We start from the raw sequence: 26320 nt of genomic DNA on the forward strand, positions 1-26320 counted from the left end.
CGCCCTTGCGTCGGGGGTCGCCCGCGCCAATGTGGCCCCTCCCGGCCTGGTCCTGGTGAAACACTCGATCCACGTCGACGTCGAGGGCGCGCTGCCTCCCGGCAAGGTCCTCCTCATGACGGGTACCTTCAAGGGCGCTGCCGTCATCGACACGGGCACCCTCGTTCCATTCATCATCGGAAGATACGAGTCCGTCCGTCTCTACCTCATCGATTCGGGCGACTTGCCCAAGGTGGAAGCGATTCGGGAGAACTGGGTGCCTGGGACATCGGCCTACGAGGCGCGGGATGCCATCACGGACCGCGGTATGCCCTGCTCCGATTTTCTCGAGATTCAGCGGAGGGACACGCCGACGTCGCCGGTGAAGGAGGTCCGCCTCTTCTACACGATCAAAGCCGACGGCAAATCGTGCGCGAGCAAGCACGTCCGCACGGATCGGCTCTCGGAGCTCGGAGCCGTCATCGATTCCGAACCCGGTTCGAGGCAGTGGCCCGCGGTCGACGCCCAGCCTTCGGCTCCCTCTGCGGATTCGTCTGCGCCGCCGCCATCGAGCAGCCCGCCCGTGGCCTCGGCCGTGGCGCCGAACCCAGGCAGCTTGCCGGAGGGGACGTCCGCATGTGGAACCTGCGCCGTCGGAGCGCACGCAGACGGCCGGTACGCCGCCTTGCTCGTCCTGCTCGGCGCCCTCGTGTGGACCGGCAGGCGAGCGCTCGCGCGAGGCGATCGAACTTGACGTGCCGGGGACCTTGACGAGGGGTCCGTGTCGCCCAGTTGCTCCGCCCGGCGCGGCGGCTTGTGCTGAGACCTAAGGCCCAGGGGGCACCGGCATCGCCGGCAGGTGCGCCTTGCGGCGGAAGATGTCCATCCCCCGGAAGCCTGACCATTCCCGGCGCTCGACGAGCAGGTCGTAGGAGCGTGAGATGTCCGGGGGCAGGCTCTTCGGGTCGTAGCAGGTGTCTTCCACGACCACGAATTCGGCCATCGGCAGGAAGGCCGCGGCCACGTCCTTGTTGTTCGCTGCGCGCAGGGGCTTGCCGAAGCGACGGTTGTCCGGGCCGTAGGGCAACGTGCGCAGGTCCGAGAGCTTGTACAGGCCGTTTGGGGGCGCCTTTGCCGAGCAGCTCAGGACGGCCACTGTGTCGCGGAACGGCACGTCGATCGGCTTGTCGGGCACGCCGCCGAGCACGCCCTCGTTCACGGATTTTCGGTCCGTCAGATACCGGACGAAATCCCAGAACAGGATGTCGGCCGCGATCGAGTTCATCCCGTCGGCCTTCTTGTCGGGCGCCACGAAGACGTGGGTGGCGCCGAGGTCCTTCACCATCTGGCGCACGCCTTCCGGCGTCTTCGCCGCGCCGTATTCGATCCCGTACTGGAAGAGGTACATGTCCAGGATCGTCTCGCGGTTCGTCCCGAGCTGGAAATGGTGGCTCAGGAAGATGTGCACGAGCAGGCGCGAGCCCTTCGGCGTGGCGTTTCCGACGTCCTGCCAGCCGTCCTGGATGTCGAATCGATCGTCGTATTTCTTCTCGAAGCCGGCGCTCAAAAGGTCGATCGCCGATTTTAGCGGCGTCTTCACGAAGCCGTGCGTCTGGATGAAGTAGACGTCGCCGCCCCAGATGAGTTGCAGGCCGACGAGCATGCCGAGGGCGCCGCGTGCGGCCACGCCGAACGAGCGCCACAGGGAGAGCGCGATCGCCACCGTGACCGCTGCCATGAGCGGCATCAGGCCCTGGAGATAGCGATCCTGGTGGTGGATCGAATACCAGCCGAAGATCCCCAGGTGGATCCAGAAGACGAGGATCCAGAGCCGCTTCGTGTTCTTCAGGAAGGGCAGGCACGCGAGCAGCAGCGTGAAGAGCGAGCCGATGACGGGGACGGTGCGGTGGAACTTGGGCCAGTCGTTCGGGCTGAAGGACCAGGTGAAGAGGGCCTGGAGCGTCTCGCGCAGGCCCTTCAGGTCCCGCGTCGGCTTCCAGAGCAGGCCCTCGGCATACCCGTACTTGAATCGATAAAGCGCCTGGTCCGTGAGCGGGTGCGCGTGCAGGTATTTGCTGAAGACCGGGTAGACCGGGTCCCCATAAAAGAGGAAGTTCTTCAGCCAGAGGGGCGAGGTCGCGACGAGGCCCGCCGCGGCGAGGAGCAGCGGCGAGAGCAGGGCCCGGCGGCGCAGCTCCGGCGTGGCTTTCCCGCGGAGGCTCTGGACGAGCACGACGACGATTTTGCCGCCGACGAGCAGGAGCGGCGCCACGCCGAGCATCATGACGATCGTCTCTTTCGTGATCCCCGCGCCGCCGATGAAGAGGCCGAGGAGCACGACGAAGCGCGGATCGAAGTCACGAAGGACGCGGAAGAGGCAGAGCGCGATCGGGATCGCGTACATCGCGCCGGCGTGATCGGCGCCGCCGCTGAGCGAGCTGTCGTAGAGGAAGACGCCCGGGAAGACGAAGCGCGCGGCCCAGACCCAGCGTGGATCGGCCTTCGGCACGAGCCGGCGAACGAGCGCCGGGATGCCGAGGACCGTCGTCACCACGAAGATCAGGAATTCGAGGTGCGCCGAGAGGACCATCTTGTCGAAGAGGCGGCCCGGCGCGAGGAAGGCCCACGCGTAGAGGTACGAGGTGAAATGGGGGCGGGCGGAGAAGACCCAGCCTTCAGCGGCGGGATACAGGCCGCCGTGCGCGACCCAGTTCTCCGCGATCGCCATGTGCTTCCACCGCGCGTCGAACTGGATGTTGTGCGGCGTGAGCACGAGGAAATAGACCATCCCGAGCCCGAGCACGCCGAAGACCGTGGCGAGCGTGCTCCAGCCGAGCGCGGGGCGCGTGCGGGCCGTGCGGGCGAGGACGCGGCGCACGTGCGCGACGTGGCGGCGGAGCGGCAAGGCCACGGCGGCGAGGAGCACGAGGGGCACGGCGTAGAAGGCGGGCTTGCGATAGCCCTGCGCCGCCCCGACGAGGCACATCGTGGTCTCGAATCCGAAAATGCCGAGCACGAACGAAAAGACGGCGTGTTCGAGGAGCGGCAGGCGGAGGCGGAAGACACGCTCGACGAGGACGTGGCCGATCCCGTAACTCGCGGTGCCGACGACCAAGGCGCCGAGCCAGTAACCGGCGTAACGCCAGAACAGCCACTTCGGAATGGGATAATGCCGGTGGACGACCCACCCGAAGAGGGCGATCCCGGCCACGAGCATCGTCGTGGCGAGGGCCCCGCGGAGGTGGGTACGCACGACGTCGAGCGCGCGTGATCCAGCGGACGGTACAGTTGGGGCCGACTCCGACTCCATCGCCCGGGGCGGAGTACTCCCCGGCCCCCCGTGAGTCAAGCCTCACGTGGGCCGGGTGAGGTGGAGATCAAGGGCGGGGGCAGGAGCCCTCGAAGACCGAGGGTCGAAATCGTCCCATTGCACGAACTCGTCAAGCCTGAAACGTCGCAGTTCAGCGCTTCCGCGACCAGATTTCGAGCTTCTTCCAGGCGCCGTGGCTCCTGCGCTCGACGAGCAGCTCGAAGCCCTGGAGCAGCGCGGTGGGCTTCTGTTCGTAACATTGTTTTTCGAGGATCACGTATTCGGCGGCCGGAATCAGCCGCTCCGCGGCCTCCTTCGTGGCGGCCTCGGCCTCGGGCGCCGGGAAGTCGAGCGCCTTCGGGCCATACGGCAAGATGTGCAGGTCGTTCACGTGATACAGCCCGCGCGGCGGCGCGTCCTTCGTGCAGCCGAGGAGGAGGGCCGCGTCGTGGAAGGGGGCCGTGATCGGGGTGTCCGTCACGCGGCCGAGGACGCCGCCCTCGATCACGCGGCGCTCGGCGAGCCCGCTCTGCGCGAATTCCCAGAACAGGATGTCGGCCGCGATCGAGTTCGAGCCGTCGCTCTCTTTTTCGGGCGCGACGAACGCGTGCGTGACGCCGAGCTCGCGGAGGCGCTTGCGTACGCCCTCGGGGGAGCCGGCGCGGCCGTATTCGATGCCGAATTGCCAGAGGTAATTGTCGAGCACCGTGCGATGGCCCGTGCCGAGGTGGCCATGGTGCACGTGCATGAGGTGGAGGAGCAGGCGGGATCCCGGCGGGACCTCGGCGCCGATCGTCTGGAAGCGCGCCTGGACGGCGAAACGCTCCGTGTATTTTTGATCGAACCCGCCGCTCACGAGGTCGATCACCTGCTTCGGCGGTGATTTCGCGTGGACGTGCGTCTGGATGAAATACACGTCGCCGCCCCAGACGACCTGCAATCCCACGAGCCCGAAGAGCGCGGCCCGCGTGGGACGGCCGAACGAGCGATACAGCGAGAGCAAGAGCACCGCCGTGACGGCCGTCATCAGCGGGAGTTGTCCCTGGAGGTAACGGTCCTGGTGGTGGACGGAGTACCACGCGAAGATCGCCACGTGGATCCACGCGACGAGGAACCACACGCGCCTGTCCACGCGCACGAGGAGCAAGGCCGGCAGGAGGAGCGTGAAGAGCGAGCCGAAGACGGGGACGTCGCCGTGGAATTTCCCCCAGTCGTTCGGGAGAAACGAGAAGAGCCAGAGCGAGCTCGCCGTCTCGGCGAGGCCCGCGAGGTCCCGCGTCGGCGCCCACATCTTCCCTTCGAGATACCCGTACTGGAATCGATACGCGGCGTCCTCGGAGAAGGGGTGCAGGTTCAGGAAGCGATGCGAGAGGGGATAAACAGGGTCGCCATAAAAGACGAAGTTCTTCAGCCAGAGCGGCGAGGTGGCGACGAGGGCGGCGAGGCCAAAGACGAGCGGGCCGAGGAGGGCGCGGCGATTGCTCCGGGCCGCGCGGATCGACTGGACGAGGAGGGCGAGCGCCGGGAAGGGGACCAGCATGATCGCCACGGTCTCCTTCGTGAGCGCCGCGCCGGCCGCGAGGACGCCGAGCAGCGCGGCGCGGCGCGGATCGAAATCGCGGAGGACGCGGAACGTGCAGAGCGCGATCGGGACCGCAACCATGGCCCCGAGGTGATCGGCCCCGCCGCTGACGGAGCTGTCGTAGAGCAGGACGCCCGGGAAGAGGAAACGGACGGCCCAGATCCAGCGAGGATCGGCGCCCCGGACGAGGCGCCTCACGAGCGCGGGGATGCCGACGACGGTGGTGAACAGAAAGGCCGCGAATTCGAGGTGGGCCGCGAGGACCATCCGGTCGAAGAGGCGGGCTTTGGGCAAGAGAAAGGCCCAGGTGTAGAGATACGAGCTGAAATGCGGGCGCGCCGAGAAGACCCAGCCCTCGGCCGAAGGGTGGATGCCGCCGTGGAGCACGTAATCCTCGGCGATCGCCATGTGCTTCCACCGCGCGTCGAACTGGACGTTTTGCGGGGTGAGGACGTTGACATACAAGAGCCCGAGCCCGAGGCAGCCGAACGCGAGCGCGAGGATCGCCCCTGTTCCAAGGCGCGGCGCGCGCCGCGAGGCCCGCGAAAGGACACGGCGCACGTGCGCGAGGTGGCGCGCGAGGGGGACGGAGACGGCGGCGAGCAGGCCGAGCGGGAGGGCGAAAAAGGTGGGCGCTCGATAGAGCTGGAAGATCCCGGCGAGGAAGACGAGGATTTCGTAGCCGAAGACGCCGACGGCGAAGGCCGTGATCGCGTGTTCGAGGAGCGGGAGCCGGAGGCCGAGGGCGCGCCGGACGAGGACGTGGCCGAGGCCGTAGGCGCCGGCGAGGACGACGAGCACGCCGAGCCACATGCCGGCGTAATGCCAGACGAGCCATTGCTGGATCGGGTAATGCGCGTGGACGACCTTGCCGAAGTAGGCCATCCCGGCGAGGAGGACGAGGGCTACGGCGGCGCTGCCGAGGCGCCCCCCCGCGCGGCCCTGGATCCGAGCCTCTCCCGATTCCATGGAGGGCGAGGGCGTAGCTGCCTCGGGAGACGGCGTCAAGCGGGGCTCACCGTCGATAGGGGGTCACGTAGCCTTCGCGGCGCAAGGTGTGCGTGGCGAGGAAACGGCGCAGGAGCGAGAGCGGGGGGAGGAGGCGCGTGGGGTCGTCCGCGAGGCTCCGCATCTCGCCCGGATCGGAGGCGAGATCATAAAGTTCCAGGGTGCGGCTGCGATCGTCGACCGTGACCTTGGTCCCGTCGCGCAGGACGAGGGCGCGCTTCATGCGGGTCTCGGCGAGGATCGGGCGCGTGAGCGTGGGGCTCTCGCCGCGCAGGAACGGCACGAGGCTCTGGCCGAGGAAGGTGCCGGGCGTCTCGACGCCGAAGAGGTCGAGCATCGTCGGGCCGAGGTCGACGAGCGTGACGGGCTCGTCGACGACGCGCGGCGTGAGGCCTTTGGCCTGGACGAGGAGGGGGACCCGCAAGAGCTCGTCGTAGAGGGAGTTCGCGTGGCGGTACTGGCCATGCTCGCCGAAGGCCTCGCCGTGGTCGCTCGTGATCACGAAGGCGGCGCGGTCCGCGAGCGGAGAGGCCGCGATCATGCGGACGACGCGGCCGATTTCGGCGTCGACGAGGGCGAGCTCGCCGAGGTACCGATCGAGCTCGGGGCCGCTTCCGCCGGCGAGGTCGTAGGGGGCGTGGGCGTCGAGGAAATGGATGTACAGGAACAAGGGCTCGCCGCGCGTGGCCGCGAGGCGGCGGAGGGCCGCGTCGACGAGGTGCTTTCCGAGGGTGAAATGGTTGCCGACGGGGCGGACGAAGGTCTCTTCGGAAAACCCCCGCACGATGCCATACCGATTCACGAGCCAGGGGGCGCCGGCGAAGGTGACGGTGGTGACGCCACGGGCGCGGAGGAGCTCGGGGAAACGCGGGGTGGGGTCGTTCTCGGGCCAGAGGCCGTGGACGTCGCCGGTCGAAGGGGTCCAGTATTGCTGTGAGAAGTAGGTGCCGGCGAAGAGCGCCGAGAGGCTGTAGACGGTCTGCGCGCCGGGGGAGCGCCCATTGCGGAAATACACGCCCTGCCGGCGGAGGGAGGCGAGGGTGGGGAGTTTTTCGTCGTACTTGCCGGACGCGAGGAGGTCGTTTCGGAGGCAATCGATGCTGAAGAGGAAAACGACGGGGCTTGCAGGCAGCACCGAGGGCGCGCTGGGCGGTACGGGCGGCGCGTCCTTGCGGTCGGCGAACCACGGGGCCATTTCGGGGGGCACGGGGGCGTCGTCGACGATCGCGTCCTCGTGGAGGGGCCCGAGGAAAGGCGGGAGCAGGGATCCGGTCGGGCTTTGCAGGGCCAAGGCGACGGTGGGGCGCGGGGCGATGACGAGCGAGGCGGCCGCGGCGAGCGAGGCGATGGCGAGGAAGGGGGCGCGGAGAGGGCGCAGGCGGGCGACGAACGGGGCGAGGCGCGCGGGCAAGGCGGCGCCGGCGAGGGCGGCGGCGAAGAGGGCCGCGGCGGCGAAAGCGACGAAGAGGCGCGCGCCGGCATAATCGCCCTGGAGGAGGACGGGGTTCGCCGAGAGGAGCGCGGCGGCGGCGGCGAGGGCGACCCAGCGGAGATAGGGGCGCGCGGCGAGGCGGCCGAGCAGGACGGCGAGCGGGACGGTGAGCGCGAGGAGGCCGACGGCGAGGATGAGCAGCGCCGTCTCGACCCAGGCCGCATGGCCCGAGGCGTGGCGCTCGGCGGCCGTCGCGAGGTCCGAGGGCAAGACGAGGGCGCCGAGGGCGAGGGAGAGCACGACGAACACGGCGGCGGACGTGCGGCGGCGCGTGTGGCCAAAACGAACGTACAGGCCCACGAGGCCGGCCCCGGCGAGGCCGAGGGCGAGGAAATGGCCCGTGTCGAAGGCGTGATGCAGGACGCGCGTGAGGAGGCGCGGCGGCAAGCGGAAGGACCGCGTGATGGTGATCGCATTCGTGATGGCCGCGGTGATCCAGGCGAGGAGGATCGCGTCGGGGCCGGAGACGGAAGCCCCGGGGGGCTGGTTTTCGTTCACGTTCGGGCTCTACATCCGCCAGAGCGCGCCGAGATTGATTTCGATGGCTTCGAAGGGCTCGAGCCGTTCACGCACGTCGCCCTCGTACACGTCGACCAGCAAATACCCTTCACCGGTGAGCCGATACACTTCGACCGCCCGCGCACCAGGATCCACGAACCAGAGGTGCCCGACGCGCTCGCGTTGGTAAATTCGCCTTTTCTTCCCGCGGTCCGTGGACAGGTTGTCCGGTGAGAGGACCTCGCATACCCAGTCGGGCGTGATCGTGCACGCCGCGACGTCGGGCATCTCGGGCACACGCTCCCGTCGCCAGCCAGCCAGGTCCGGCACGAGCTTGTCCGGTCGCGGACCGAGGTGCAGTTCGGGTTCGAACACGATGAACCATCCCCCCGGAGGCTCATCCTCGGGCGGATCGAAGGCACGCAGCGAACGCGTGAGTACGGACGACGCACGTGAATGTCGCATTCGCGGTCGCGGCTGCACGTGGAGCTCGCCGTCGATGATCTCGGCGATCTGTCCCTCCGGCACCGCTTCGAACGCCGCCTCGACCTCGGGCGCGTTCCGTTCGTCATCCTCCAGCTTGCGCGCCGGCAAGGCGTTCATGGCTTGATCTTACCACATCCGGAGCCAAGGGGGAGCGCCCCGTTCACGCCGTCGAGCGCCTCGGCTTCTCGGGTTCGTCTCCGAACGGCGGCGGCGCCAGATACCACCCGACAAACCCCATCGCCGCCACGCCCACGTAGATCACCAGGAACACCACGAGGCCGTAGATCAAGCCCGCGTCCGCGGTGTGGCCGAGCGCCGGGAAGACCTCTGAAAAGAAGAGCTCGCGCACGCCGAGGCCCGAGACCGAGATCGGCAGGAGGCCGAGCAAGCTCGCGACCGCGAGCAGGCCGACGACGTCGTAGAAGGCCAGGTCGAAGTGCAGCGATTGCGCGATCAGATAGCCCTGGAGGTAATTCACGCCGAACGCGAGGAGCGTGAGCACGACCGCGGACGCGAGGTGCCGCGGGCGCTGGGCGCGCAGGGCCAAAAGAAAACGATCAAATCCCTCGCCCGTGGGGTGGCCGGGCATTTTCTTGTAAAGCGCCCGCATCGCCGTTTGCGCGAACGAGGGCACGAAGAGGACGAGCGGGCCGAGCGTCGTGAGCAGCACGCCCGCCCACGTGAAGAGCGCGAGATCCCCGACGACGACCGAGCTCCATCGCGCCACGCCCACCGCCACGAACGCGACGAGCACGTAGAGGTCGCAGAGCCGGTCGACCACGACGACCGCGATCCCTTCGGAATAAGGCATGCCGAGGTCGTGGCGGAAGTATTGCGCGCGAAGGACGTCGCCCACACGGCCCGGCGTGAACATGCCGACGAAGACCGACGAGAGGAAGCCGAGCCAGGCGCGCTTGCGCGGGTAGTCGTAGCCGCGCGCCGAGAGGAGGACGTCGGAGCGGATGATCTTGAGCCAGTAGCTCGCCGCGTTCAGCGCAAATGCGAGCGCGAGCGGCAGGAGCGAGGCCCCTGCGAGCGCATCCCACGCCGCGCGCGTGTCGCGCATGCGCAGGAGCACGACCACGAGCAGGACCGGGCCCACGAGGCGGACGGCGAGCCGCACGAGCGAGCGCGGCGCGGCTTGTTTCGTGGGCTCGTTCGGGGAGGGGTCGCTCACGGGCGCCTCGGTCTCTCGCACGAAGCGGCGCCTGTCAAGCCTACCGGAGCGAGTCCGTGATCACCTTGAAGCGGCGCTCCGCCATGATCGCGTCGTCGTCCGAGCGCTGGATCAGCACGGAGATGATGAGCTTGTTCTTGCGCAGGACGTAGATCTCGGTCTGCATCGACTCCTTCGCGAGCGTGAACTCGAGCCGCGTCCCCTCGGCGTTTTCGCCCCGCAGGCGCCTGTGCACGGTGCTGCCGCTGCCCGGGTGAAACTGGCCGCCGCGCGAGCGCATCTCCTTCTCGATCCCATCCACGAGCGACTGGCGCAGCGTCGCGGGATCGACGTCCACCGTATAGATCTGGATCATCAGGAACGTCGAATCGGCCGCCTCGACGGTGATGCTCGAAACGCCCGTGGATCGCTCCTCCTCCAGGGTCATTTCTTTCGGATACCGGAAGGAGACCCCGTTCCCCTCGTAATGCAAGACCTGCTTCGAGCGGATCGTGGCCTCGATGCGCTCGCCGCCGATCTGCACCTCGAAAGGTTTGCCGTCGGCCACGGAGTAGACCTTGCCCCCGATCAAAAGCTCGAACTGGTCGCCAGGGCTCGCGACGTCGGGCCCGATCGGCTCGCCGCTCGGCTCGATCGCCGCGACGGCGACCGTGGGCGACGCGCCGGCCGGGCTCTCCGCAGGCTTGGCTGGCGCGCAGGCGGCGACGAAGAGGCCCAGGAAGGTGAGAATGGCAGGACGCGCGTGGGCCCACATCGGTCCCTACTGACCTTTTTTCCGCGCGTGCGTCAAGCATCGAGTACGCTCGCGCGCGTTCATGCGCGAGGCCGAAGCGAGGCGATTCATCGAGGAGAACACGGCGCCGTGCGCGCCGCCGCTGCTGCCCGAGATCCGGCTCCGGCTCGCGACGGAGGTGACGCCGCTCTGGCGCGCCACGGAAGCGTTTCTCCGGATGCACGGGATCGAGCCGCCCTTCTGGGCATTCGCCTGGTCCGGCGGGCAAGCGATCGCGCGGCTCGTGCTCGATCGGCCGGAGCTCGTGCGCGGCAAGGTGGTGCTCGATCTCGCGTCGGGCTCGGGGCTTTGCGCGATCGCAGCGGCGCGCGCGGGGGCGCGGCGGGTGGTCGCGGTGGACACGGATCCGCTGGCCGCCGTGGCGATCACGAGGAACGCGGAGGACGGGGGCGTCTCCGTGGAGGCGCACGTCGAGGACATGCTGGGGGGGGCGGGTTTGCCCGCCTGGGCCGAGGGGGCGGAGGTGGTGCTGGCGGGGGACGTTTGTTACGACGCGGCGATGACACGCGTGGTGTTCCCGTGGCTCCGCGCGCGTGCGGCGGAAGGGCGGACGGTGCTGCTCGGGGATCCGGGGCGCGCGTATCTGCCGAACGAGGGGATCGAGGAGATCACGCGCTACCGGGTGCCGGTGATCGACGATGTGGAGGGGACGGCGGAGAAATGGGGCGTCGTGTACCGCGTGGCGCTTGCGGGGGGTGGGGCGTCCGTGGCTTGATGCGGCGTCGACGGAGAGTGGATGGTGCAGCTCGACAAACAGGCACTCCTGAAGGAGCTTCGTACGCGGCTCGGGGATGAGCTCGCCACGATGGCGCGGATCGCGTCGGAGGCGGCCGCGGCCGCGTCCCACGAAGAGAACAAGCCCGAAAACGACAAGGACATGCGCTCGACCGAGGCGTCCTACATCGCGCGGGGCCAGGCCGAGCGAGCGCGGGAGCTCGAACGGTCGCTCGCGCTCTTGGGTGCGATCTATGTGCGCGCGTTTGCGCCGGGGGACGGGATCGCGGCGACGGCGCTCGTGACGCTGGTGCACCGGGGAGCGAAGCTCGTCTGCTTCGTGCTGCCCGCGGCGGGCGGGCAACGCGTGAAGGTGGGCGGGACCGAGGTGCAGGTGGTGACGCCGACGAGCCCGCTCGGCGCGGCATTGATGGGTTTGTCGGAAGGGGACGAAGCAGAGGTGCCGACGCCGCAGGGGACGAAGGTCTACGAGGTGGAGAGCGTCGCTTAGGGGCGGGGAGGCGTCTCTTGCGGCACGGGCTGGTACGATTGTCCGTCGAAGTGGAGATCGACGACGATCGCATCCATTTCGCCCGCTCGTGAGATGTGCCGGATCAGGCGATAGCCGTTCGCCGTCTCGGTGTCGGTGACCTGCAGCTCGAAGGCGTATTCGGGACCCCATACGGGGAGGTATTCCCCGTTGCCGCAGCCGAGGTAGACGCCGCACATGCATTCATGCGTGCTGCCACAGGTATCGTTGTAGTAGATGATGAGGTCGGGAAAGCGGTCGCCGTTCAGCGAGCCCGCGAAATGGATCGACTTGTGCCCGAAGCCGGAATCCGGGGTGAGCGTGGTGTCGTTCTCCGTCTCGGGCACGCGCTCGATCCGCACGAGCTCGGCGACACGCGTGCACGGCTCAGGATCCCGAAGCGGCTCGGCGACGAGCGCCCCGCTGGAGGAATGCGAGGCGCGCGCCGTCGCGACGTGGACGGCCGGCATCTCCCGGGGCGGCGCTCCGCCACAAGCGACGAGGGCGAGCGCGAGGAGAAGGGAGGGACGCATGGGTAGGTGTTACTCCGCGGCGCCCTTCTTTTCGAGGTGGTCGCCGTACAGCTCGCGGAGCTTCGTCTTCAGGAACTTGCCGGTCGAGGTGCGCGGGATCTGCGCCATGAAGACGTAATCGTCCGGGAGCCAGAATTTCGCGAATTTCGCCTCGATGTGGGCATTGAGCTCCTCCTTCGTGGCGGTCTTGCCCTCCTTGAGCACGATCGCCGCGAGCGGGCGCTCGGTCCATTTCGCGTGCCGCGCCGCGAAGACGGCCGCTTCGAGCACGGCCGGGTGGCTCATGAGCGCGTTCTCCAGCGCGACCGAGCTGATCCACTCGCCGCCCGATTTGATGACGTCCTTTGATCGATCGGTGATGCGGAGATAGCCCTCGCGGTCGATCGTGACGACGTCGCCCGTCTTGAACCAGCCATCCGTGGTGAACCGATCAGGGCCCTCGCCGCCGAAATACGAGGAGGCGACCCAGGGCCCGCGCACCTCGAGCTCGCCCATGGTCTCGCCGTCCCACGGGAGGATCGTGCCGTCCTCGGCGACGTGCCGCTGCTCGACGAACGGCACGGCATACCCCTGCGATGCTTTACACCCGAGCTTGGCGGCATCGTCGAGATGGGACATCCCATGTTTGACGCGCGCGAGCGTGCCGATGGGGTTCGTCTCGGTCATTCCCCAGGCGTGGGTGACGTCGATGCCGTGCCGCGACTTGAATCCCTCGATCAGGGCCGGCGGCGCGGCCGAGCCGCCGATGACCGTGGAGCGAATCGCGGAGAGGTCCCACTTGCCGGGGTGTTGATCGAGGAGCTGGAGGATGCCGAGCCATATCGTGGGCACGCCGGCGGCGATCGTGACCTTTTCGGCGGCCATGAGGTCGAGCAGGCTGGGCGGGTCGAGGTGCGGGCCCGGGAAGACGATCTTGGAGCCGGCCATGATGGCGGCATACGGGAGGCCCCAGGCGGCGGCGTGGAACATGGGGACGACGGGCAGGACGGTGTCGGCCTCGCGGACGCCGAGGGTATCGGCGTTGCACACGATGAGCGTGTGCAGGACGGTGGAGCGATGGCTGTAGACGACGCCCTTGGGGTTTCCCGTGGTGCCCGAGGTGTAACAGATCATCGCGGCGCTGCGCTCGTCGAGCGAGGGCCAGGGGTATTCGTCCTTTTCGGGGGCGATGAGCTCCTCGTAATCGATCTCGGCGCTCGTCGGTTCGCCCTGCGCGGGGCAGTCGGGCACGACGATGACGTGGCGGACCGAGCGGACCTGGTCGGCGAACTTGCGCCAGAGCGGCAGGAGGGAGCGGTCGACGACGACGACCTTGTCCTCGGCGTGGTTGGCGATGTAGCCAAGCTCGTTCGGGTGGAGGCGGAGGTTCAAGGTGTGGACGACGGCGCCCATGGCCGGCGCGCCGAGGTAGACCTCGAGGTGGCGCTGATGATTCCACGAGAGCGTGGCGACCCGATCCCCCGGCCGAACCCCGAGGCGCGCGAGGGCGTTCGCGAGTTTGGCGGTGCGGCGGTAGAAGTCGCCGTACGTGCCGCGGACGAGGGTCTTGTCCGGGAGGCGCGAGACGATCTCGTTGCGACCGAAGAAGGTGCGCGCGCGTTCGAGGAAATGCGTGAGGGTGAGGGGAAAGTCCATCATGCGTCCGGCAAGCATCGGTCGCCTCCTCTCGAGGATGGGGAGCGGGCGGGGGGGATGGTAGCCGGGGTGTGCGCGGAAATGGAAGCTTCCCTGCACGCGTGGGGCGCAGTACCGTGGGGAGCAGGAGCAGCATCATGTGGAGCCTTGTCGTTCGTCTCTCCTTCGTCGCCCTGTCGTTTGCCATGGGCGGATGCTCGGATGATTTTGACGACCTGCCGCCGTGCCAGAAGAAGGCGATTGCTTGCAAGAACAATTGCTTCAAGTCCGGGGCTGGCTCCGCATGCGTGGGTTGCTGCGACGAAGCGCGAGATGCCTGCATGAAGGGCGAGAACCACAGCTTCTTCTGGTGTCCCAATAAGGAATAGCAGCGGCATGCAACCCCCCAACGTTCGAGGTCTGGAGGTCTTCATGAAGAAGGTGTCGCTCGCGCTTGTGGTCCTGGCCGCCCTCGGAAGTTCGCGCCCGGGCTGCGGCCCGTACAAGCCGGAGCGCGACCGAGACGAGGAGACGAAGCCGCACAAGATTCCTGAAACATGTATTAAACTGGATATGGATTGCTCTTATAGCTGCTTCCGACGGGAGGCGAGTTACAGTTGTGCCGTCTGCTGCAATGACAATAGCATCCTCTGCGGCAACAACGAGAAGTATGACTTCGCCTCGTGTGAGCGCATCGATCCCGCCCCAGCGCCCGCGCCCGACGCCGGTCCTAGCGATGCCGGCCCCAGCTCCACGCCCGGGAAGGGGCTACGGCCCTGATGAGGTGCTCCGGCCGTCCGCGTCAGCGTTCGTCTTGAACGTCCGTCGCGTACGTGTGTAGGTTCAAGTGGCGGTGACGGTCTCGTCAGCCGGGCGCTCTCCGGAGGACCGCAGCCGCGATGGCTTCGAGGTGCGTGACGAATTCCTCCTGGATAGGCGACAAGCCGAAGCCAAAGTTCCCCTGGCTCGTGCGGAAGTGCGAGAACCAGGGGCGGTCGTCAAGGCGAATCATTCGTTCGAATACTTCGCCTTCGGTCCCGCGCACGTAGTTCCCGAGCGACGGATGGTTGGATGGTCCGGCTTCCCCGATGATGAACCAGGCTCCGAGGAAGTATTCCATCCGTGCTCCTCTGACCCCCTCGATCGCCCACACCGTCGCGCCGACGAGGTGTTCGACGGGCTTCTTCGTCATGAACTTGAAGGGATCGCGGTCCGGACCGCGGTCCAGCAGCGGATATCCCATTCGCTTCCGGTTGTGGTAGCCGACGAGGTTCATCGAACGTCAAGCTATCACGGGCTTGCATGGCCCCGCAACCGACGAACAGGGAGCGCGCGAGGTTCGTTCGGGTGATCTCCTTGAGATCGAGAATGGATTCTCCCGCGATGAAATTCGATCCGTGACGAACGCGGCGACCTCGCCTTGCACGCATCTCAAGGCGTCAGCGTGAGCTCGACGGTCTGCTCGACGATGTCACCGCAGACGCAGCAGCCCTTCTCCCTGCGGCTCGGGCAATACGATGGAGACCGTTCAAGCTCGTTCGGGTGGAGGCGGAGGTTCAAGGTGTGGACGACGGCGCCCATGGCCGGCGCGCCGAGGTAGACCTCGAGGTGGCGCTGATGATTCCACGCGAGCGTGGCGACCCGATCCCCCGGCCGAACCCCGAGGCGCGCGAGGGCGTTCGCGAGTTTGGCGGTGCGGCGGTAGAAGTCGCCGTACGTGCCGCGGACGAGGGTCTTGTCCGGGAGGCGCGAGACGATCTCGTTGCGACCGAAGAAGGTGCGCGCGCGTTCGAGGAAATGCGTGAGGGTGAGGGGAAAGTCCATCATGCGTCCGGCAAGCATCGGTCGCCTCCTCTCGTGGTGGGCGCGGCGATGGTAGCCGGGATGCGGACGAAAACGGAAGGGGGCGTGGCGGCTCAGCGCGAATCGTAGCCGAGCGTGAGCATGGGGATGAGGGAGACGCCGAGCGTGTTCTCCCGGACGGACACGCCCGCGCTGCCGTTCGGCCCGTCCGCGCGGGTGGTCACGAAAAGCGCGCTCGGGTGGAAGAGCAAGAGCGCGTCGATGCCGATATTGAAGCCGCCGCGGCGGTGCCTGGGGCCGCTCGGGTTCGCCGTCGAGAGGCCAAACCGAAGGTTGAGGCCCGGCTTGAAGCCGGCGGAGGCGATTTCGGTGACCTCGGCGACGCCGTCGAGGCTCACCCCGGTGGTGATGCCGCCGAGGGCGCCACGCGCGAGGACGGGGCCGCCGCCGACGTAGAATCGGTTCCCGAAAATGGCCTCGGCAATGGCGCCGACGTACCAGTACGAGATGGCCGAGACGCCCACGTTGATGCCCTCGAATCCGACATCGGCGCTGAACCCGAAGCCACCGGTGCCGCCGATGGCGGCGTACGCGCTGAAGACGTTCGAGACCTGGTAGCCGATGCGGCCCTCGCCGCCGATGGTGAACATCGATTGCGGGACGTGCCATCCGAGGTTGCCGGAGACACCCCAGCGAACGCGGCCGCCCGGATCCTCGGGGGTCTCTTCGTTCGGCTCGTCCTTGGGGGGCTCCGCGGGCGCGGCGGGCGCGGCGGGCGGCGGCGCGGCGGCGTCGGGGGGCGGCGCGGCGGCGTCGGCCGGCGGCGGCGGCGGCGCGGAGGTGTCGCCGGTCGGGCCCTGCGCGAACGCAGGGGAGGCGAGGAGGGAGGCGAAGGCCGTGAGGAACAGGGTTCGTTTAAGCATGGGCCTCGATGGGGGAGGGAATCGTGGGGGCCTCATGACCCGAGACGTTCCCAATCGGGAACGAATACCATCGTCGCGAGGCCGATGGCAACGGTCTCGACGGAGCTATCTCGTTGAGAAAGCTCGATTTTTGTTGGTCTTTGTTTTGAATATTCGTCCGGGTTCCACGTCGGCGTCTTGCGCGTGGTCGCGTACGACGGTTCGCACGGCGGCGAACGAGGATCCCCATTTCTTTGGGATAGAGCTCGAATCGTGACGACGCCTTTCAAGGCATCTGCGCGAGCTCGACGGTCTGCTCGACGCGGTCGCCGCAGACGCAGCAGCCTTCGCCCTGCGGCTCGGGCAATACGATGGAGACCGTTTTCGGAGCATACCCCGTCGCGGAGACCTTCACCGAATAGGTGCCGCCGGGGACATTGCAGACGTGGTCCGGGCCATTCGGGGCGCAGAGGTCGTTGCCAATGGCGACCTTGGCCCCGACGAGCGGCTGTTTCGTGGTCGCGTCGACGACGGTCACGACGATGCCGCCTTGCAAGCAAGCACAATCGATCTCGCCGCATTCGTCGCAGCCGGCGAGGGCGAGCAAGGAGAGGAGGGCGGCGGAGGCGAGGAGGCGGCGGAGCATGGGGGGATGCTACCCGAGCTACGTCGGGATACGAGGTCGCGGAGGTCTTGGAGGAGGTCGCGGAGGTCTTGGAGGAGGTGCCCGGTCCTCCTGGAGGAGGTCGCGGAGGTCTTGGAGGAGGTCGCGGAGGTCTTGGAGGAGGTCGCGGAGGTCTTGGAGGAGGTCGCGGAGGTCTTGGAGGAGGTCCTGGAGGTCGAGGAGGAGGTGCCCGGTCCTCCTGGAGGAGGTCGTGGAGGTCGTGGAGGAGGTGCCGGTCTTCGTGGAGGAGGTGCCGGTCTTCGTGGAGGAAGTCGCGGCGGTCGAGGAGGAGGTCGCGGCGGTCGAGGAGGAGGTCCTGGAGGTCGAGGAGGAGGTGCCCGGTCCTCCTGGAGGAGGTCGCGGAGGTCGCGGAGGCGGTCCGGGACTTCGTGGAGGCGGTCGCGGAGGTCGTGGAGGAGGTACCTGGTCTTCGTGGAGGAGGTCCCCGGTCCTCGTGGAGGAGGACATGGTGGGCTGGAAACGGGGCACGCCACGCTTACCTCATCCGCCGAACCTCCACCGCCTCGTAGGATCCGCATGGTAGTGTCCCCACCATGCGCCCTCCGTAGCGCAGGCGGCTGCCGCGCACGCACGAACAGGAGAGGTTTCACATGCAGATCGGACTATCGAAGGACATCAACGCGGAAGGCTGTAAGAAGTGCCAAGAGTTTCGGCCCTGGTGGGGCACCATTGCCAAGATCGCGGCGCAGCTACATGCGCACGGCGTCATCTGGCCGAACTTCCTTATCATCCATGGCAAGCGCCTGAGCTGTCGCGATGCGCCCGACGCGGGCAGATTTGATGAGAGCGTTTACGTCATCGCAACAGACGAGGACGGCAAAGACGCGACGGCAGAGCAGGCAAAGGTTTTCGTGACGGAGAAGGGCAACTCCAGCCGCTACGTCGCGGTGAGCAATGTCCTGAATGGAAGCGCATTTCGATAGAAATGCGCACGGTTCGCCGTTCGCTCCTTCAGAACCTCAATTCACTCCGCAATTCCTCCCCCGGCACGTCGAGCTCCTTCACCGCATCAGCCACGCTCGGATCGTCCTCCGTGCGAATCTGGATCAAGAATCGCACATAAAGATCCCCCGGCTCTTTCCCTTTGCGCGCCACGCCTTTGCCTTTGAGCCGCAACACCTGGCCGCTCTGCGTGTGCGCCGGGATCTTCAGCGTCACCTCGCCGTCCGGCGTCGGCACCTTGATCTTCCCGCCGAAATACGCCTCCCCGATGCTCACCGGCACGTCGAGGCGCAGATCGTCCCCCTCGCGCTTGAACAAGGGATGCGGCGTCACGTGGATCGTCAGCAGCAAATCCCCCGGAGGACCGCCGCCCATGCCTGGCGCGCCCTGCCCAGGGACACGAATGCGGCTGCCTTCGTTCGCGCCGGCGGGAATGCGCACCGTCATCGGCTCCTCGCCCTCGCGCTGGAGCTGCACCGTCGTGCCCTTCACCGCCGACACGAAATCGATCGTCACCTCGCTCTCGACGTCCTGGCCCTTGCGCGCCCGCACGCCCCCGCGCGCCCCGCCCCCGCGGCCCCGGCCGAACATGTCGCCGATGTTGCCGAAGAGGTCGCCGAAATCCCCCGACCCGCCGCCGCCTCCGCCGAAGATCTCCTCGACGTTGAACGGCACGCCGCCCGCCCCGCCGGGCGCGCCGCCTCGGCCGCGGCCTCCGCCGTATTGGCGCACGAATCGCGCGCGCTCCGGGTCGAACCCCTGCTGCAGGCTGTCCTCGCCGAACTCGTCGTAGAGCGCGCGCTTCTGCTTGTCCGACAGCACCTCGTTCGCGCGGTTGATTTCCTTGAACTTCGCTTCGTTCGCCTTTCCAGGCGCCTTGTCCGGGTGGTACTGGACGGCGAGCTTGCGGAAAGCTTTCTTGATGGTGTCTTCGTCTGCGTCCCGGGCGACGCCGAGCACGGAGTAAAGGTCACGAGCCATGGGCCGGGGAAGGGTAAATCCCGGAGGTGGCTACGTCACGGGGGGCAAGTCGGAAACGACCGAACGGCCTCTTCTCCCCTCTCCCGCGAGGGAGAGGGGTCGGGGGTGAGGGCGTCGTTCCTACACGCCGATGCGCCAGGTCGTCCCGGTCGGGTTGTCCGCGACCTCGATCCCGAGCGCCTCGAGCTCCTTGCGGATCACGTCGGCCCGCGCGAAGTCCTTCGCCTGCCGCGCCTGCCGCCGCTCCTCCACCTGCGTCGTGATCTCCTCCGCCGTCTTGCCCATGATCGCCAGCCGGCGCGCCTGCGTGCGCGTGCGGTAGACATCCATCGGCGTCTGCAAGATGCCGAGCGGCTCGACCGTGGACCAGAGCGCGCGCGCCAGCATCTTCGCCACGAGCGGCGCCGCCTTCGCGATCTCCGGGTCCTTGCGGCGCTTCTGCGCGAGGTCCACGAGCTCGTTGCCCGCCCGCGCGAGCTCGCCCACGACCGCCAGCGCGACAGGCGTGTTGAGGTCGTCGTCGAGCGCCGTGTCGACCTTGCCGCGCGCGGCCGACGCGAGGTCCATCATCGGCGCCATCTCGCGCGGCAAACGCATCGTCGGCGCCGGCGCATCGTCGCCGCCCGTGGCGCCCTTCGCGAGCTCGGCCAGCGAACCGAGCCGGCCGAGCGTGTGGTAGAGGTAATCGACCCGCCGCTCCGCCTCCAGGATGCCCGGGAAGACCACCCGTCCGTCGTCGCGTTTCTCCGTCTCGAAGGCGATCGGGCCGCGGTAGTGCACCGTGAGCAGGAAGTAGCGCAGCGCCTCGGGGTCGTTGCGCTGGTAGACGTCGCGGATCGTGACGAAGTTGCCGAGCGACTTCGCCATCTTTTCCTTGTCGACGTTGACGAAGCCGTTGTGGATCCAGAGCGAGCAGAACGGCCCCTCGCCCGGATGCGCGGCCTCGCTCTGCGCGATCTCGTTCTCGTGGTGCGGGAAGATGAGGTCCATCCCGCCGCAGTGCACGTCGAAGCCGTAGCCGAGGTAGCGCTCGCTCATCGCCGAGCACTCGATGTGCCAGCCGGGGCGGCCTTTCCCCCACGGGCTGTCCCAGCCCCACGTGCACTCGCCCGCGCCCTTCCAGAGCGCGAAATCGAGCGGGTCGTGTTTCTGCTCGGAGACCTCGACGCGCGCGCCCGAGCAGAGGTCCTCGATGTGCCGGTGCGAGAGCTTGCCGTACTGCGCGAAGGAGCGGACCGCGTAGTAGACGTCCTTCGAGCCGTTCGGCATGTCGGCGACGTACGCGTTGCCGTTCGCGATGAGCGTCTCGATGATCCGGACGATGTCGGCGATCGAGTCGGAGACACGCGGCTCGTGGTCCGGGTCCTGGCAGCCGAGCGCGCGGATGTCCTCTTGGTAGAGCGCCGCCATGCGGGCCGAGAGGTCGAGCGGCGTCTCGCCGTTCTCCCGGGAGCGCGCGAGGATCTTGTCGTCGACGTCCGTCACGTTCCGCGCGTAGACGACCCGCACGCCCTGGCTGCGCAGGTGCCGCACGAGCACGTCGGGGGCGAGCGCGGCGCGGGCGTGGCCGACGTGCGCGACGTCGTAGACGGTGGGGCCGCAACAGTAGACGCGTACCTCGCCGGCCCTTTTCGGGACCAGCTCGGTCAGCTTGCCGGTCATCGTGTCGTGGAGGCGTAGGCCGATCGGAGGCATCGCGTTCTCCGTCTACCAGCATGATCCACGCCTGTCACGAGGGGGAAGGCGGACCCTCGTGTCCTTGAAGGGCCGGCATGGCGTGCGCATGGTAAGCCAGTCCCGCCATGCTGCCCCTTCGAGACCGGCTGCCGGCTCGGCGTCCCCCCTACGTCAACTGGCTGATCATCATCGCGAACATCTGCGTCTTCGTGTGGACGCAGGCGCTCCTCTCGGTGGCCGGACCCCGCGGGAACGAGGCGAGGGCCTACGACCTGCTCATGGAGTACGGCCTCGTGCCCGCGCGGCTCGTGCACGAGCCGCTCGCCGCGCTGCCGACGATGTTTTCGAGCATGTTCATGCACGATCCGTCCGGGTGGGCGCACCTCGGCGGCAACATGCTCTACCTCTGGATCTTCGGCGACAACGTCGAGGACGCCATGGGCAGCCGGCGTTACGCGCTCTTCTACGTCCTCTGCGGCATGGCCGCGGCGCTCGCGCAGGTCGTGGTGAACCCGTCGTCGGTCGTGCCCATGGTCGGCGCCTCGGGCGCGATCTCGGGCGTGCTCGCGGCATACGGGTCGCTCTACCCGCGCTCGCCGATCACGGTGCTGAACCCGATCGTCCCGCTCTGGCTGTTCTTCGGGCTCTTCTTCGAGCTCCCGGCCTGGGTGATCATCCTCGAGTACTTCGTCCTGAACCTCTTCAGCGGGCTCGGGTCGCTCGGCGGGACGGGCAGCGGGGTCGCGTTCTTCGCGCACCTCGGCGGCTTCGTTGCGGGCGCGCTGCTCGTCCGCCTGTTCATGCGCGACAAGACAGGCCGTGATCACGACCGCTGGTCCCAGTTCCGGCCGCCCGCCCAGAGGCCCAAATCCCCCTCCGGCCCGCCCTACGGCGCGCCGCCGCCGCGACGGCCCCCGAGCCGGGACCCTTGGGGCTGGTGAGAAACGAACTACGCAGTTCGTCACAGCATGGTCAGGTCGTCGGTTTCCGCCGGAGACACCTCGGAGGGCGTGTTAGCTTCGCCCGCGCGATGGGAATGCCCTTTCGTCGCCCCCGAGCGCTCATGCTCGGCTTCTGCCTCGCGCTTTCCGGGATCGGCGCTTGCGCAGGGCCGAGTTTTACGGGCTCGGTGTACCGAGGGCGCGGCTACGCCTTTCAGGTGCCGACGCCGCCCTCGACGTGGAAGCGGATCGAGCTCGACGGCGAGGCCCTCGCGTTCGAGGACACGGCGAACGACGCGATGATCGCCGCCTCGGGTCGTTGCAAGGTGGACGGCGAGGACGTGCCGCTCCGTTCGCTCGTGCAGCACCTGTTCTTGCAGTTCACGGACCGCGAGGTGGTGACGGAGGAGGTCGTGCCGTTCGACGGGCGGGAGGCGCTGCACACGGTGGTGACGGCGAAGCTCGACGGCGTGCCGCGGCAGTTCGACGTGTGGGTCCTGAAGAAGGACGGCTGCGTCTACGACCTCTACTGCATCGCGGACCCCGCGGGCTTCCCGGCCGCGGTCGGGCCGTTCCGGGAGTTCGTCAAGGGTTTCGCGACGGTGCCGGCCGATGAGTAGCCAGTCCGGCGTGGAGTCGCAGAAGCCGAAGTCGCTGCCGGGGCTGCCGCCGGAGCCGCCGTTCTACGAGCGGCTCGTGCAGCGGGGGATGAACTTCCTCGTGCACCTCGGGCAGCTCGGGCGGATGACGCGCGAGACGTTCGCGGCGATGTTCCAGAGACCGTTCGAGCTCCAATCGACGATGCACCAGATGGAGCAGCGCATACGCTCGCTCGGCATCGCGTGCGCGACGGCGCTCTTCACGGGCATGGTCATGGCGGTGCAGTTCGCCTTCGGCCTGCAGAAGTTCGGCGGCATGGAGTACACGGGCCGCGTCATCGGCTTGTCGTTCTCGCGCGAGCTCGCGCCGACGTTGACGGCGGTGATCGTGGGAGGTCGGATCGGATCGGGCATCGCGGCCGAGGTGGGCTCGATGGCCGTGACGGAGCAGATCGACGCGATCCGCGCGCTCGGCGCCGACCCGATGAAGAAGCTCGTGGTGCCGCGGTTGATCTCCTGCGTCATCGTGATGCCGGTGCTCGGTGCGCTGGCGCTCGTGATCGGCTTCTCGGGCGCGATGCTCATCTGCGACTGGCAGTTCGGCATCCCGTGGGGGTTTTTCCTTCGCTCCGCGCTCGGCTCGATGAACTTTCGCGACTTCTGGATGGGGCTCATGAAGTGCCCGTTCTTTGGAGCGATCATCGCGCTCGTGGGCTGTCACTTCGGCATGATCACGCGCGGCGGCACCGAGGGCGTGGGGCAGTCGACGACGCGGGCCGTAGTGGGCGTTTCGATCTCGATCCTCGTGGCGGACTTCGTGCTCACGAAACTCGGCTTCATCATTTTCGGCTGAGAACCCCCTTTGACAGCCGGGCGCGATGAGAGACGATGCGCGCGTGGCGGAACGTATCGTGGTGAGCTTCCGCGGGCCCAGCGGCCCGGCGGCGAGCTCCGGATCGGGGTATCTCGAGAGATCGCTTGCGATCCGGAAGCGCGCGGAGGCCCATGGAGGCGCGTTGTGCGCGTGGAGCGGCGAGGCGTTCAGCTTCGACTTTGCGGCCGAGGCGCTCGACGAGGCGCTCGGGTTCACGCTCGAACAGGTGGCCGAAGCGCAAGACGGCGAGCCCCTGCGGATCGGCCTCGCGCAGGGCGCGATGCAAGCGCTCGGGGAGCCGGGCGAGCTCGCGTGGGGAACGCCGCTCGTCCGCGCCGAGCGGCTCGCGCTGATCGCGCGTCCCGGGGAGGTGCTGCTCGATCCGGACCTCGCGGCGGTGCAGGCCGGCGATCTCGTGACGGCGGGCCTGCGTCGGGGGCGCGCCGCGGACGGCTCGATCGTTCGAGGCCTGCGGCTCGACATCTACGCGCCGCTGCGGGGCGACACGCTGGCGAACGTGCACAGGCTCGTGGCCGCGCCGGAGCTCGTCGGGCGCGAGGAGGATCTGCGCAAGCTCTCGGTGCCGCTCGGATGTGCAGGTCTTTTGCGGGCAGCGCCGGGCGCGGGCGGGACACGTCTGCTCCAGGAGCTCGCGCACAGGCTCGCGCCGCCGCGGTCGCTGCGGATCGCGCCGACGTTCTTGCCACGCGAGCCGCTCGGGGCGTTGCGCAACGCGTTCGCGCGTTCGCTCGCGCGGGGAGAGGCGCCCGAGCTGCCGGAGGCGCTCGTCGCAGCGCTCGACAAGCTCCTGGCGGGGGAAGGGCTCGACCCGCGGACCGCCGCGGAGCTCGTGGATGCGTGGCTCGCGCCGGTGGACGGGCGATCGGGGCTGCTCACGGTCGATGACGTGACGCTGGTCGACATCGCGACGCTGGAGGTGGTGTCGCTGGCGATCCCGCCGCCGGGGTTCTTCCGGTCGGTCGTGCGGCTCGACGTGGAGGAGGCGCTGCCCGAGGTGCTGTCGTCGATCCCGGTGGTCGCGGAGGTGAAGCTCGGCCCGCTGCCGAAGGAGGCGGCCGTGGAGCTCACGCGCGCGTTTTGCGGCGGCGCGATCACGCAGGAAGCCGCAGAGAGGTGGGCGCGTCGCGGGGAAGGGATGCCGCTCGGGATCCGCGAGGCGCTCGCGGAGGGGCTCGCGACGGGCGAGCTGCGCTGGGTCGGGGATGTGGCCGAGCCGCGGGATCGCGTGAGCGGTCGAGGCGCGCCGGCGCCTGCGCACGAGTGGATCGCGCGGCGCGCGACGTGGCTCGAACCCGGGGAGCGGGCGGCGCTCGTGGGCGTCGCGCTGCTCGGCGCGGATGTGCCGAACGAGATCGTGGACGCGGTGTCGACGCTGATGGCGGGCGCAGGCGCGCGCGTGGCGGTCGTGGAGGACGCGCTCGTCGGCGCGGGATGGGCGTACCGGCCGGAAGAAGGATGGCTGGCGATCACGACGAGGACGACGGCGCGGGCGCTGATCGGGCTGCTCGACGCGGGGACGCGCGATCTCTGGCATCGCATGGCCGGGCGCGTGCTGGAGCAGAACGTGGGGCCGCTCGGGCTCGCGGAGCCGGCGTATCACGCGGCCGTCGCGGGGGAGCGAGCCTCGGCGGCGGTGCTCGCGGCGGAGGCGGCGCTCGCGGCGGCGGGCGCTGGCTTGCGGAGGGCGGCGGCGGCGCTGATCGACGAGGCGCGCAGCCTCGATCCGGACGTGCAAGTGCCGGAGCTCTCGGACGAGGGCGAGCTGCTCGTGGACCCGCGCGCCGAGGAGCTCTCGATCGCGTCGATCATCGAGGCGGCGATGGGGGAGGGGGGACAGATGCGCGCTTCCGATCCTCACCCGCCGTTGTCGCTCGGCTCGCTCTCGCCCGACAGCCTGAACGCGGGGGGCGAGGGCCTCTTGGGGTCCGTGCCGCCGGCAAAAACCTCGCTGGCGGAGGCGGTCGCGGCGCTCGGCGAGGATCCCGAAGCGGTCGAGGATCCCGTGGTGATGGCGGAGCGTCTGTCGAAGCTCCTGCGCCAGGCGCTCGTCGAGGGCGACATCGAGACGCTGGAGGACATCCTCGTGCGGCTCCGGGTGACGGGAGAGCACGACACGCTCGTCGAGCGGATGGGCGCGTTCGTCCTGCTCAACCGCGGCGAGTCCGGCGAGGCGCTGCGCAGGCTGAAGGAAGCGAAGGATGCGGCGAGCTCGCCGCGCGCGCGTGCGCGTGCGCTCCTGTCCTACGGCATCGCGCTCGCGTCGGCGGGCGACATGGATCGCGCGCTCATGGAGACGCTCACGGCGCTCGCGCGCGCCCGCGAGGCGTCGGATCGGCAGGCCGAGCAAGCCTGCGCGCGGTTCCTCGCGTACCTGTCGGCGGCGATGGGCCAGCCGCAAGCGGCTTCGGTCTGGGTGAAGGTCGCGCAGACCCCGGGCGAGGCGCTCCGCGGTTGACATGCCCGGGATCGGCGAGCAAAAGCGTTGCCCATGAGCGCGTCCGAGTCCCCTTCGGCCGAGCCCGCGCGGGGGCGTCGCGCGCGCCACGTGACCGCCGCGCTTCTCGTGCTCTCCGCGCTCGGCCTCGCGGCCGCGATCGTGTCGTACTTGCAGTACGCCGCGGTGTGGTTGCGGAAGCCGCCGCGCTTGCCGCCGTGCGTGCTCAGCGCGCGGCGCGGGCTCACGCGCGAGGAGCCCGTCATGGGCTCGATCCCTCACATGACGTCGGAGGGGAGCACGGTGTACCTGCGGCCGGCCGAGGATCGGGCCGTGGTTTGCCTCGGGCGCATCTCGACGCCGGTGGCGTCGGCCTTCGCGTCGGCGTTCGCGGAGATCGAGCCCGCGGCGCGGGCGCGCGCGCTCGCGGCGGCGATGAAGAACCACGTGCCGCGGGAGGCCTCGGCCGATCAGGAGGCGGCCGCGGCGTGGCTGATCGCGTCGGGAGCGCTGCGAGCGCTGCCCGAGACGCCGGAGACCACCGCTGCGCGTGAGGAGGTCGACGGGGCGAACGCGTGCCGCTTCGTGTTGCGCTCGACGTGTCCGACGCGGCCGCCGATCCCGATCGTGGTGTGGGCGGCGGGTGTTCCCTCGTCGCTCGGCTTGCTCTTCGGCGCGGGCCTCGGCGTGCGCGCGGCCGTGCGCCTCGTGCGTGAGCGTCGCCGGCGCAAGGCTGCCTGAGCTTT

The 26320-nt window shown here is 68.7% G+C and carries 26 protein-coding genes; 12 read left to right on the top strand and 14 right to left on the bottom strand.

Annotated elements, in window-relative coordinates; all coding sequences use genetic code 11:
- Positions 1-55: 55 nt before the first annotated feature.
- Positions 56-733, top strand: a complete 678-nt coding sequence (locus tag POL67_RS06650; RefSeq protein WP_271916229.1) for a hypothetical protein — start codon at positions 56-58, stop codon at positions 731-733.
- Between the two features lie 72 nt (positions 734-805).
- Here the strand turns inward: POL67_RS06650 and POL67_RS06655 are convergent, their stop codons facing one another.
- The 6 genes from POL67_RS06655 to POL67_RS06680 form a co-directional block, all read right to left on the bottom strand.
- Entirely contained in the window at positions 806-3232 is a 2427-nt protein-coding gene (locus POL67_RS06655; protein ID WP_271916230.1) for a hypothetical protein, read from the bottom strand.
- A gap of 208 nt (positions 3233-3440) precedes the next feature.
- Positions 3441-5840 carry a hypothetical protein gene (locus POL67_RS06660; protein WP_271916231.1) on the bottom strand — a complete coding sequence of 800 codons (2400 nt, stop codon included), beginning with the start codon at positions 5838-5840 and terminating at the stop codon, positions 3441-3443.
- Positions 5841-5886: 46 nt separating this feature from the next.
- A complete protein-coding gene (locus POL67_RS53485; protein ID WP_271916232.1) occupies positions 5887-7869 on the bottom strand; it encodes a sulfatase in 1983 nt (660 codons plus the stop codon).
- Between the two features lie 9 nt (positions 7870-7878).
- Positions 7879-8472, bottom strand: a complete 594-nt coding sequence (locus POL67_RS06670) for a Uma2 family endonuclease (RefSeq protein WP_271916233.1) — start codon at positions 8470-8472, stop codon at positions 7879-7881.
- Between the two features lie 43 nt (positions 8473-8515).
- Positions 8516-9532, bottom strand: coding sequence for a lysylphosphatidylglycerol synthase transmembrane domain-containing protein (locus POL67_RS06675; protein WP_271916234.1), 1017 nt, complete (start codon positions 9530-9532; stop codon positions 8516-8518).
- A 40-nt stretch (positions 9533-9572) separates the two neighbouring features.
- A complete protein-coding gene (locus POL67_RS06680) occupies positions 9573-10286 on the bottom strand; it encodes a hypothetical protein (RefSeq protein ID WP_271916235.1) in 714 nt (237 codons plus the stop codon).
- Positions 10287-10347: 61 nt separating this feature from the next.
- On the opposite strand from POL67_RS06680, the gene POL67_RS06685 reads away from it, so the two are divergent.
- On the top strand, positions 10348-11040 hold the full coding sequence (locus tag POL67_RS06685; protein ID WP_271916236.1) for a class I SAM-dependent methyltransferase: 693 nt from the start codon (positions 10348-10350) through the stop codon (positions 11038-11040).
- A gap of 21 nt (positions 11041-11061) precedes the next feature.
- On the top strand, positions 11062-11550 hold the full coding sequence (locus POL67_RS06690; RefSeq protein ID WP_271916237.1) for a GreA/GreB family elongation factor: 489 nt from the start codon (positions 11062-11064) through the stop codon (positions 11548-11550).
- Here POL67_RS06690 and POL67_RS06695 read toward each other — a convergent pair.
- Together POL67_RS06695 and POL67_RS06700 are read right to left on the bottom strand one after the other, a co-directional pair.
- Positions 11547-12101, bottom strand: a complete 555-nt coding sequence (locus POL67_RS06695; protein ID WP_271916238.1) for a hypothetical protein — start codon at positions 12099-12101, stop codon at positions 11547-11549. The genes POL67_RS06690 and POL67_RS06695 overlap by 4 nt on opposite strands.
- Positions 12102-12110: 9 nt before the next feature.
- Entirely contained in the window at positions 12111-13754 is a 1644-nt protein-coding gene (locus POL67_RS06700; protein WP_271916239.1) for a long-chain fatty acid--CoA ligase, read from the bottom strand.
- Between the two features lie 119 nt (positions 13755-13873).
- Between POL67_RS06700 and POL67_RS06705 the strand changes: the two genes are divergently transcribed.
- Together POL67_RS06705 and POL67_RS06710 are read left to right on the top strand one after the other, a co-directional pair.
- Positions 13874-14104 (top strand): hypothetical protein, encoded by a 231-nt coding sequence (locus tag POL67_RS06705; RefSeq protein ID WP_271916240.1) that lies wholly within the window; start codon positions 13874-13876, stop codon positions 14102-14104.
- 7 nt (positions 14105-14111) lie between these two features.
- On the top strand, positions 14112-14495 hold the full coding sequence (locus tag POL67_RS06710; protein WP_271916241.1) for a hypothetical protein: 384 nt from the start codon (positions 14112-14114) through the stop codon (positions 14493-14495).
- A gap of 85 nt (positions 14496-14580) precedes the next feature.
- Here POL67_RS06710 and POL67_RS06715 read toward each other — a convergent pair whose 3' ends face one another.
- The 4 genes from POL67_RS06715 to POL67_RS06730 all read right to left on the bottom strand — a co-directional run bounded on the left by POL67_RS06715 (position 14581) and on the right by POL67_RS06730 (position 17066).
- Positions 14581-14991, bottom strand: a complete 411-nt coding sequence (locus tag POL67_RS06715) for a hypothetical protein (protein ID WP_271916242.1) — start codon at positions 14989-14991, stop codon at positions 14581-14583.
- Positions 14992-15146: 155 nt separating this feature from the next.
- Positions 15147-15557 (bottom strand): AMP-binding protein, encoded by a 411-nt coding sequence (locus POL67_RS06720; protein WP_271916243.1) that lies wholly within the window; start codon positions 15555-15557, stop codon positions 15147-15149.
- A 74-nt stretch (positions 15558-15631) separates the two neighbouring features.
- Positions 15632-16441, bottom strand: coding sequence for a hypothetical protein (locus tag POL67_RS06725; RefSeq protein ID WP_271916244.1), 810 nt, complete (start codon positions 16439-16441; stop codon positions 15632-15634).
- Between the two features lie 265 nt (positions 16442-16706).
- Positions 16707-17066: a PEGA domain-containing protein gene (locus POL67_RS06730; protein ID WP_271916245.1), complete on the bottom strand. Its 360-nt coding sequence runs from the start codon at positions 17064-17066 to the stop codon at positions 16707-16709.
- 229 nt (positions 17067-17295) lie between these two features.
- On the opposite strand from POL67_RS06730, the gene POL67_RS06735 reads away from it, so the two are divergent.
- Positions 17296-17628: a hypothetical protein gene (locus POL67_RS06735; RefSeq protein ID WP_271916246.1), complete on the top strand. Its 333-nt coding sequence runs from the start codon at positions 17296-17298 to the stop codon at positions 17626-17628.
- A 67-nt stretch (positions 17629-17695) separates the two neighbouring features.
- The gene (locus POL67_RS06740; RefSeq protein WP_271916247.1) at positions 17696-18028 is read left to right on the top strand and encodes a hypothetical protein; all 333 of its coding nucleotides are present in this window, start codon (positions 17696-17698) and stop codon (positions 18026-18028) included.
- A gap of 28 nt (positions 18029-18056) precedes the next feature.
- Here the strand turns inward: POL67_RS06740 and POL67_RS06745 are convergent, their stop codons facing one another.
- Positions 18057-19028, bottom strand: a complete 972-nt coding sequence (locus tag POL67_RS06745) for a DnaJ C-terminal domain-containing protein (protein WP_271916249.1) — start codon at positions 19026-19028, stop codon at positions 18057-18059.
- 120 nt (positions 19029-19148) lie between these two features.
- On the bottom strand, positions 19149-20723 hold the full coding sequence (gene cysS, locus POL67_RS06750) for a cysteine--tRNA ligase (protein WP_271916250.1): 1575 nt from the start codon (positions 20721-20723) through the stop codon (positions 19149-19151).
- 107 nt (positions 20724-20830) lie between these two features.
- Here cysS and POL67_RS06755 point away from each other — a divergent pair, with 107 nt between their 5' ends.
- From POL67_RS06755 to POL67_RS06775, 5 genes are all read left to right on the top strand, one after another.
- Positions 20831-21646 carry a rhomboid family intramembrane serine protease gene (locus POL67_RS06755; RefSeq protein WP_271916251.1) on the top strand — a complete coding sequence of 272 codons (816 nt, stop codon included), beginning with the start codon at positions 20831-20833 and terminating at the stop codon, positions 21644-21646.
- Between the two features lie 89 nt (positions 21647-21735).
- The gene (locus POL67_RS06760) at positions 21736-22266 is read left to right on the top strand and encodes a hypothetical protein (protein ID WP_271916252.1); all 531 of its coding nucleotides are present in this window, start codon (positions 21736-21738) and stop codon (positions 22264-22266) included.
- On the top strand, positions 22259-23098 hold the full coding sequence (locus POL67_RS06765) for an MlaE family ABC transporter permease (RefSeq protein WP_271916253.1): 840 nt from the start codon (positions 22259-22261) through the stop codon (positions 23096-23098). Before POL67_RS06760 ends, POL67_RS06765 begins: the two co-directional genes overlap by 8 nt.
- Positions 23099-23141: 43 nt before the next feature.
- Entirely contained in the window at positions 23142-25595 is a 2454-nt protein-coding gene (locus tag POL67_RS06770) for an ATP-binding protein (protein ID WP_271916254.1), read from the top strand.
- Positions 25596-25628: 33 nt separating this feature from the next.
- Positions 25629-26315 carry a hypothetical protein gene (locus POL67_RS06775; RefSeq protein ID WP_271916255.1) on the top strand — a complete coding sequence of 229 codons (687 nt, stop codon included), beginning with the start codon at positions 25629-25631 and terminating at the stop codon, positions 26313-26315.
- Positions 26316-26320: the final 5 nt, after the last annotated feature.

The sequence above is a fragment of the Polyangium mundeleinium genome (genome assembly GCF_028369105.1).
GTDB lineage: Bacteria > Myxococcota_A > Polyangia > Polyangiales > Polyangiaceae > Polyangium > Polyangium mundeleinium.

Coding starts and splice junctions, on each gene's coding strand:
- POL67_RS06660 (WP_271916231.1), bottom strand. CDS start 5,840: ATGGAATCGGGAGAGGCTCGGATCCAGGGCCGCGCGGGGGGGCGCCTC.
- POL67_RS06670 (WP_271916233.1), bottom strand. CDS start 8,472: ATGAACGCCTTGCCGGCGCGCAAGCTGGAGGATGACGAACGGAACGCG.
- POL67_RS06680 (WP_271916235.1), bottom strand. CDS start 10,286: ATGTGGGCCCACGCGCGTCCTGCCATTCTCACCTTCCTGGGCCTCTTC.
- POL67_RS06685 (WP_271916236.1), top strand. CDS start 10,348: ATGCGCGAGGCCGAAGCGAGGCGATTCATCGAGGAGAACACGGCGCCG.
- POL67_RS06690 (WP_271916237.1), top strand. CDS start 11,062: ATGGTGCAGCTCGACAAACAGGCACTCCTGAAGGAGCTTCGTACGCGG.
- POL67_RS06695 (WP_271916238.1), bottom strand. CDS start 12,101: ATGCGTCCCTCCCTTCTCCTCGCGCTCGCCCTCGTCGCTTGTGGCGGA.
- POL67_RS06700 (WP_271916239.1), bottom strand. CDS start 13,754: ATGCTTGCCGGACGCATGATGGACTTTCCCCTCACCCTCACGCATTTC.
- POL67_RS06705 (WP_271916240.1), top strand. CDS start 13,874: ATGTGGAGCCTTGTCGTTCGTCTCTCCTTCGTCGCCCTGTCGTTTGCC.
- POL67_RS06710 (WP_271916241.1), top strand. CDS start 14,112: ATGCAACCCCCCAACGTTCGAGGTCTGGAGGTCTTCATGAAGAAGGTG.
- POL67_RS06715 (WP_271916242.1), bottom strand. CDS start 14,991: ATGAACCTCGTCGGCTACCACAACCGGAAGCGAATGGGATATCCGCTG.
- POL67_RS06720 (WP_271916243.1), bottom strand. CDS start 15,557: ATGCTTGCCGGACGCATGATGGACTTTCCCCTCACCCTCACGCATTTC.
- POL67_RS06725 (WP_271916244.1), bottom strand. CDS start 16,441: ATGCTTAAACGAACCCTGTTCCTCACGGCCTTCGCCTCCCTCCTCGCC.
- POL67_RS06730 (WP_271916245.1), bottom strand. CDS start 17,066: ATGCTCCGCCGCCTCCTCGCCTCCGCCGCCCTCCTCTCCTTGCTCGCC.
- POL67_RS06740 (WP_271916247.1), top strand. CDS start 17,696: ATGCAGATCGGACTATCGAAGGACATCAACGCGGAAGGCTGTAAGAAG.
- POL67_RS06745 (WP_271916249.1), bottom strand. CDS start 19,028: ATGGCTCGTGACCTTTACTCCGTGCTCGGCGTCGCCCGGGACGCAGAC.
- cysS (WP_271916250.1), bottom strand. CDS start 20,723: ATGCCTCCGATCGGCCTACGCCTCCACGACACGATGACCGGCAAGCTG.
- POL67_RS06755 (WP_271916251.1), top strand. CDS start 20,831: ATGCTGCCCCTTCGAGACCGGCTGCCGGCTCGGCGTCCCCCCTACGTC.
- POL67_RS06760 (WP_271916252.1), top strand. CDS start 21,736: ATGGGAATGCCCTTTCGTCGCCCCCGAGCGCTCATGCTCGGCTTCTGC.
- POL67_RS06765 (WP_271916253.1), top strand. CDS start 22,259: ATGAGTAGCCAGTCCGGCGTGGAGTCGCAGAAGCCGAAGTCGCTGCCG.
- POL67_RS06775 (WP_271916255.1), top strand. CDS start 25,629: ATGAGCGCGTCCGAGTCCCCTTCGGCCGAGCCCGCGCGGGGGCGTCGC.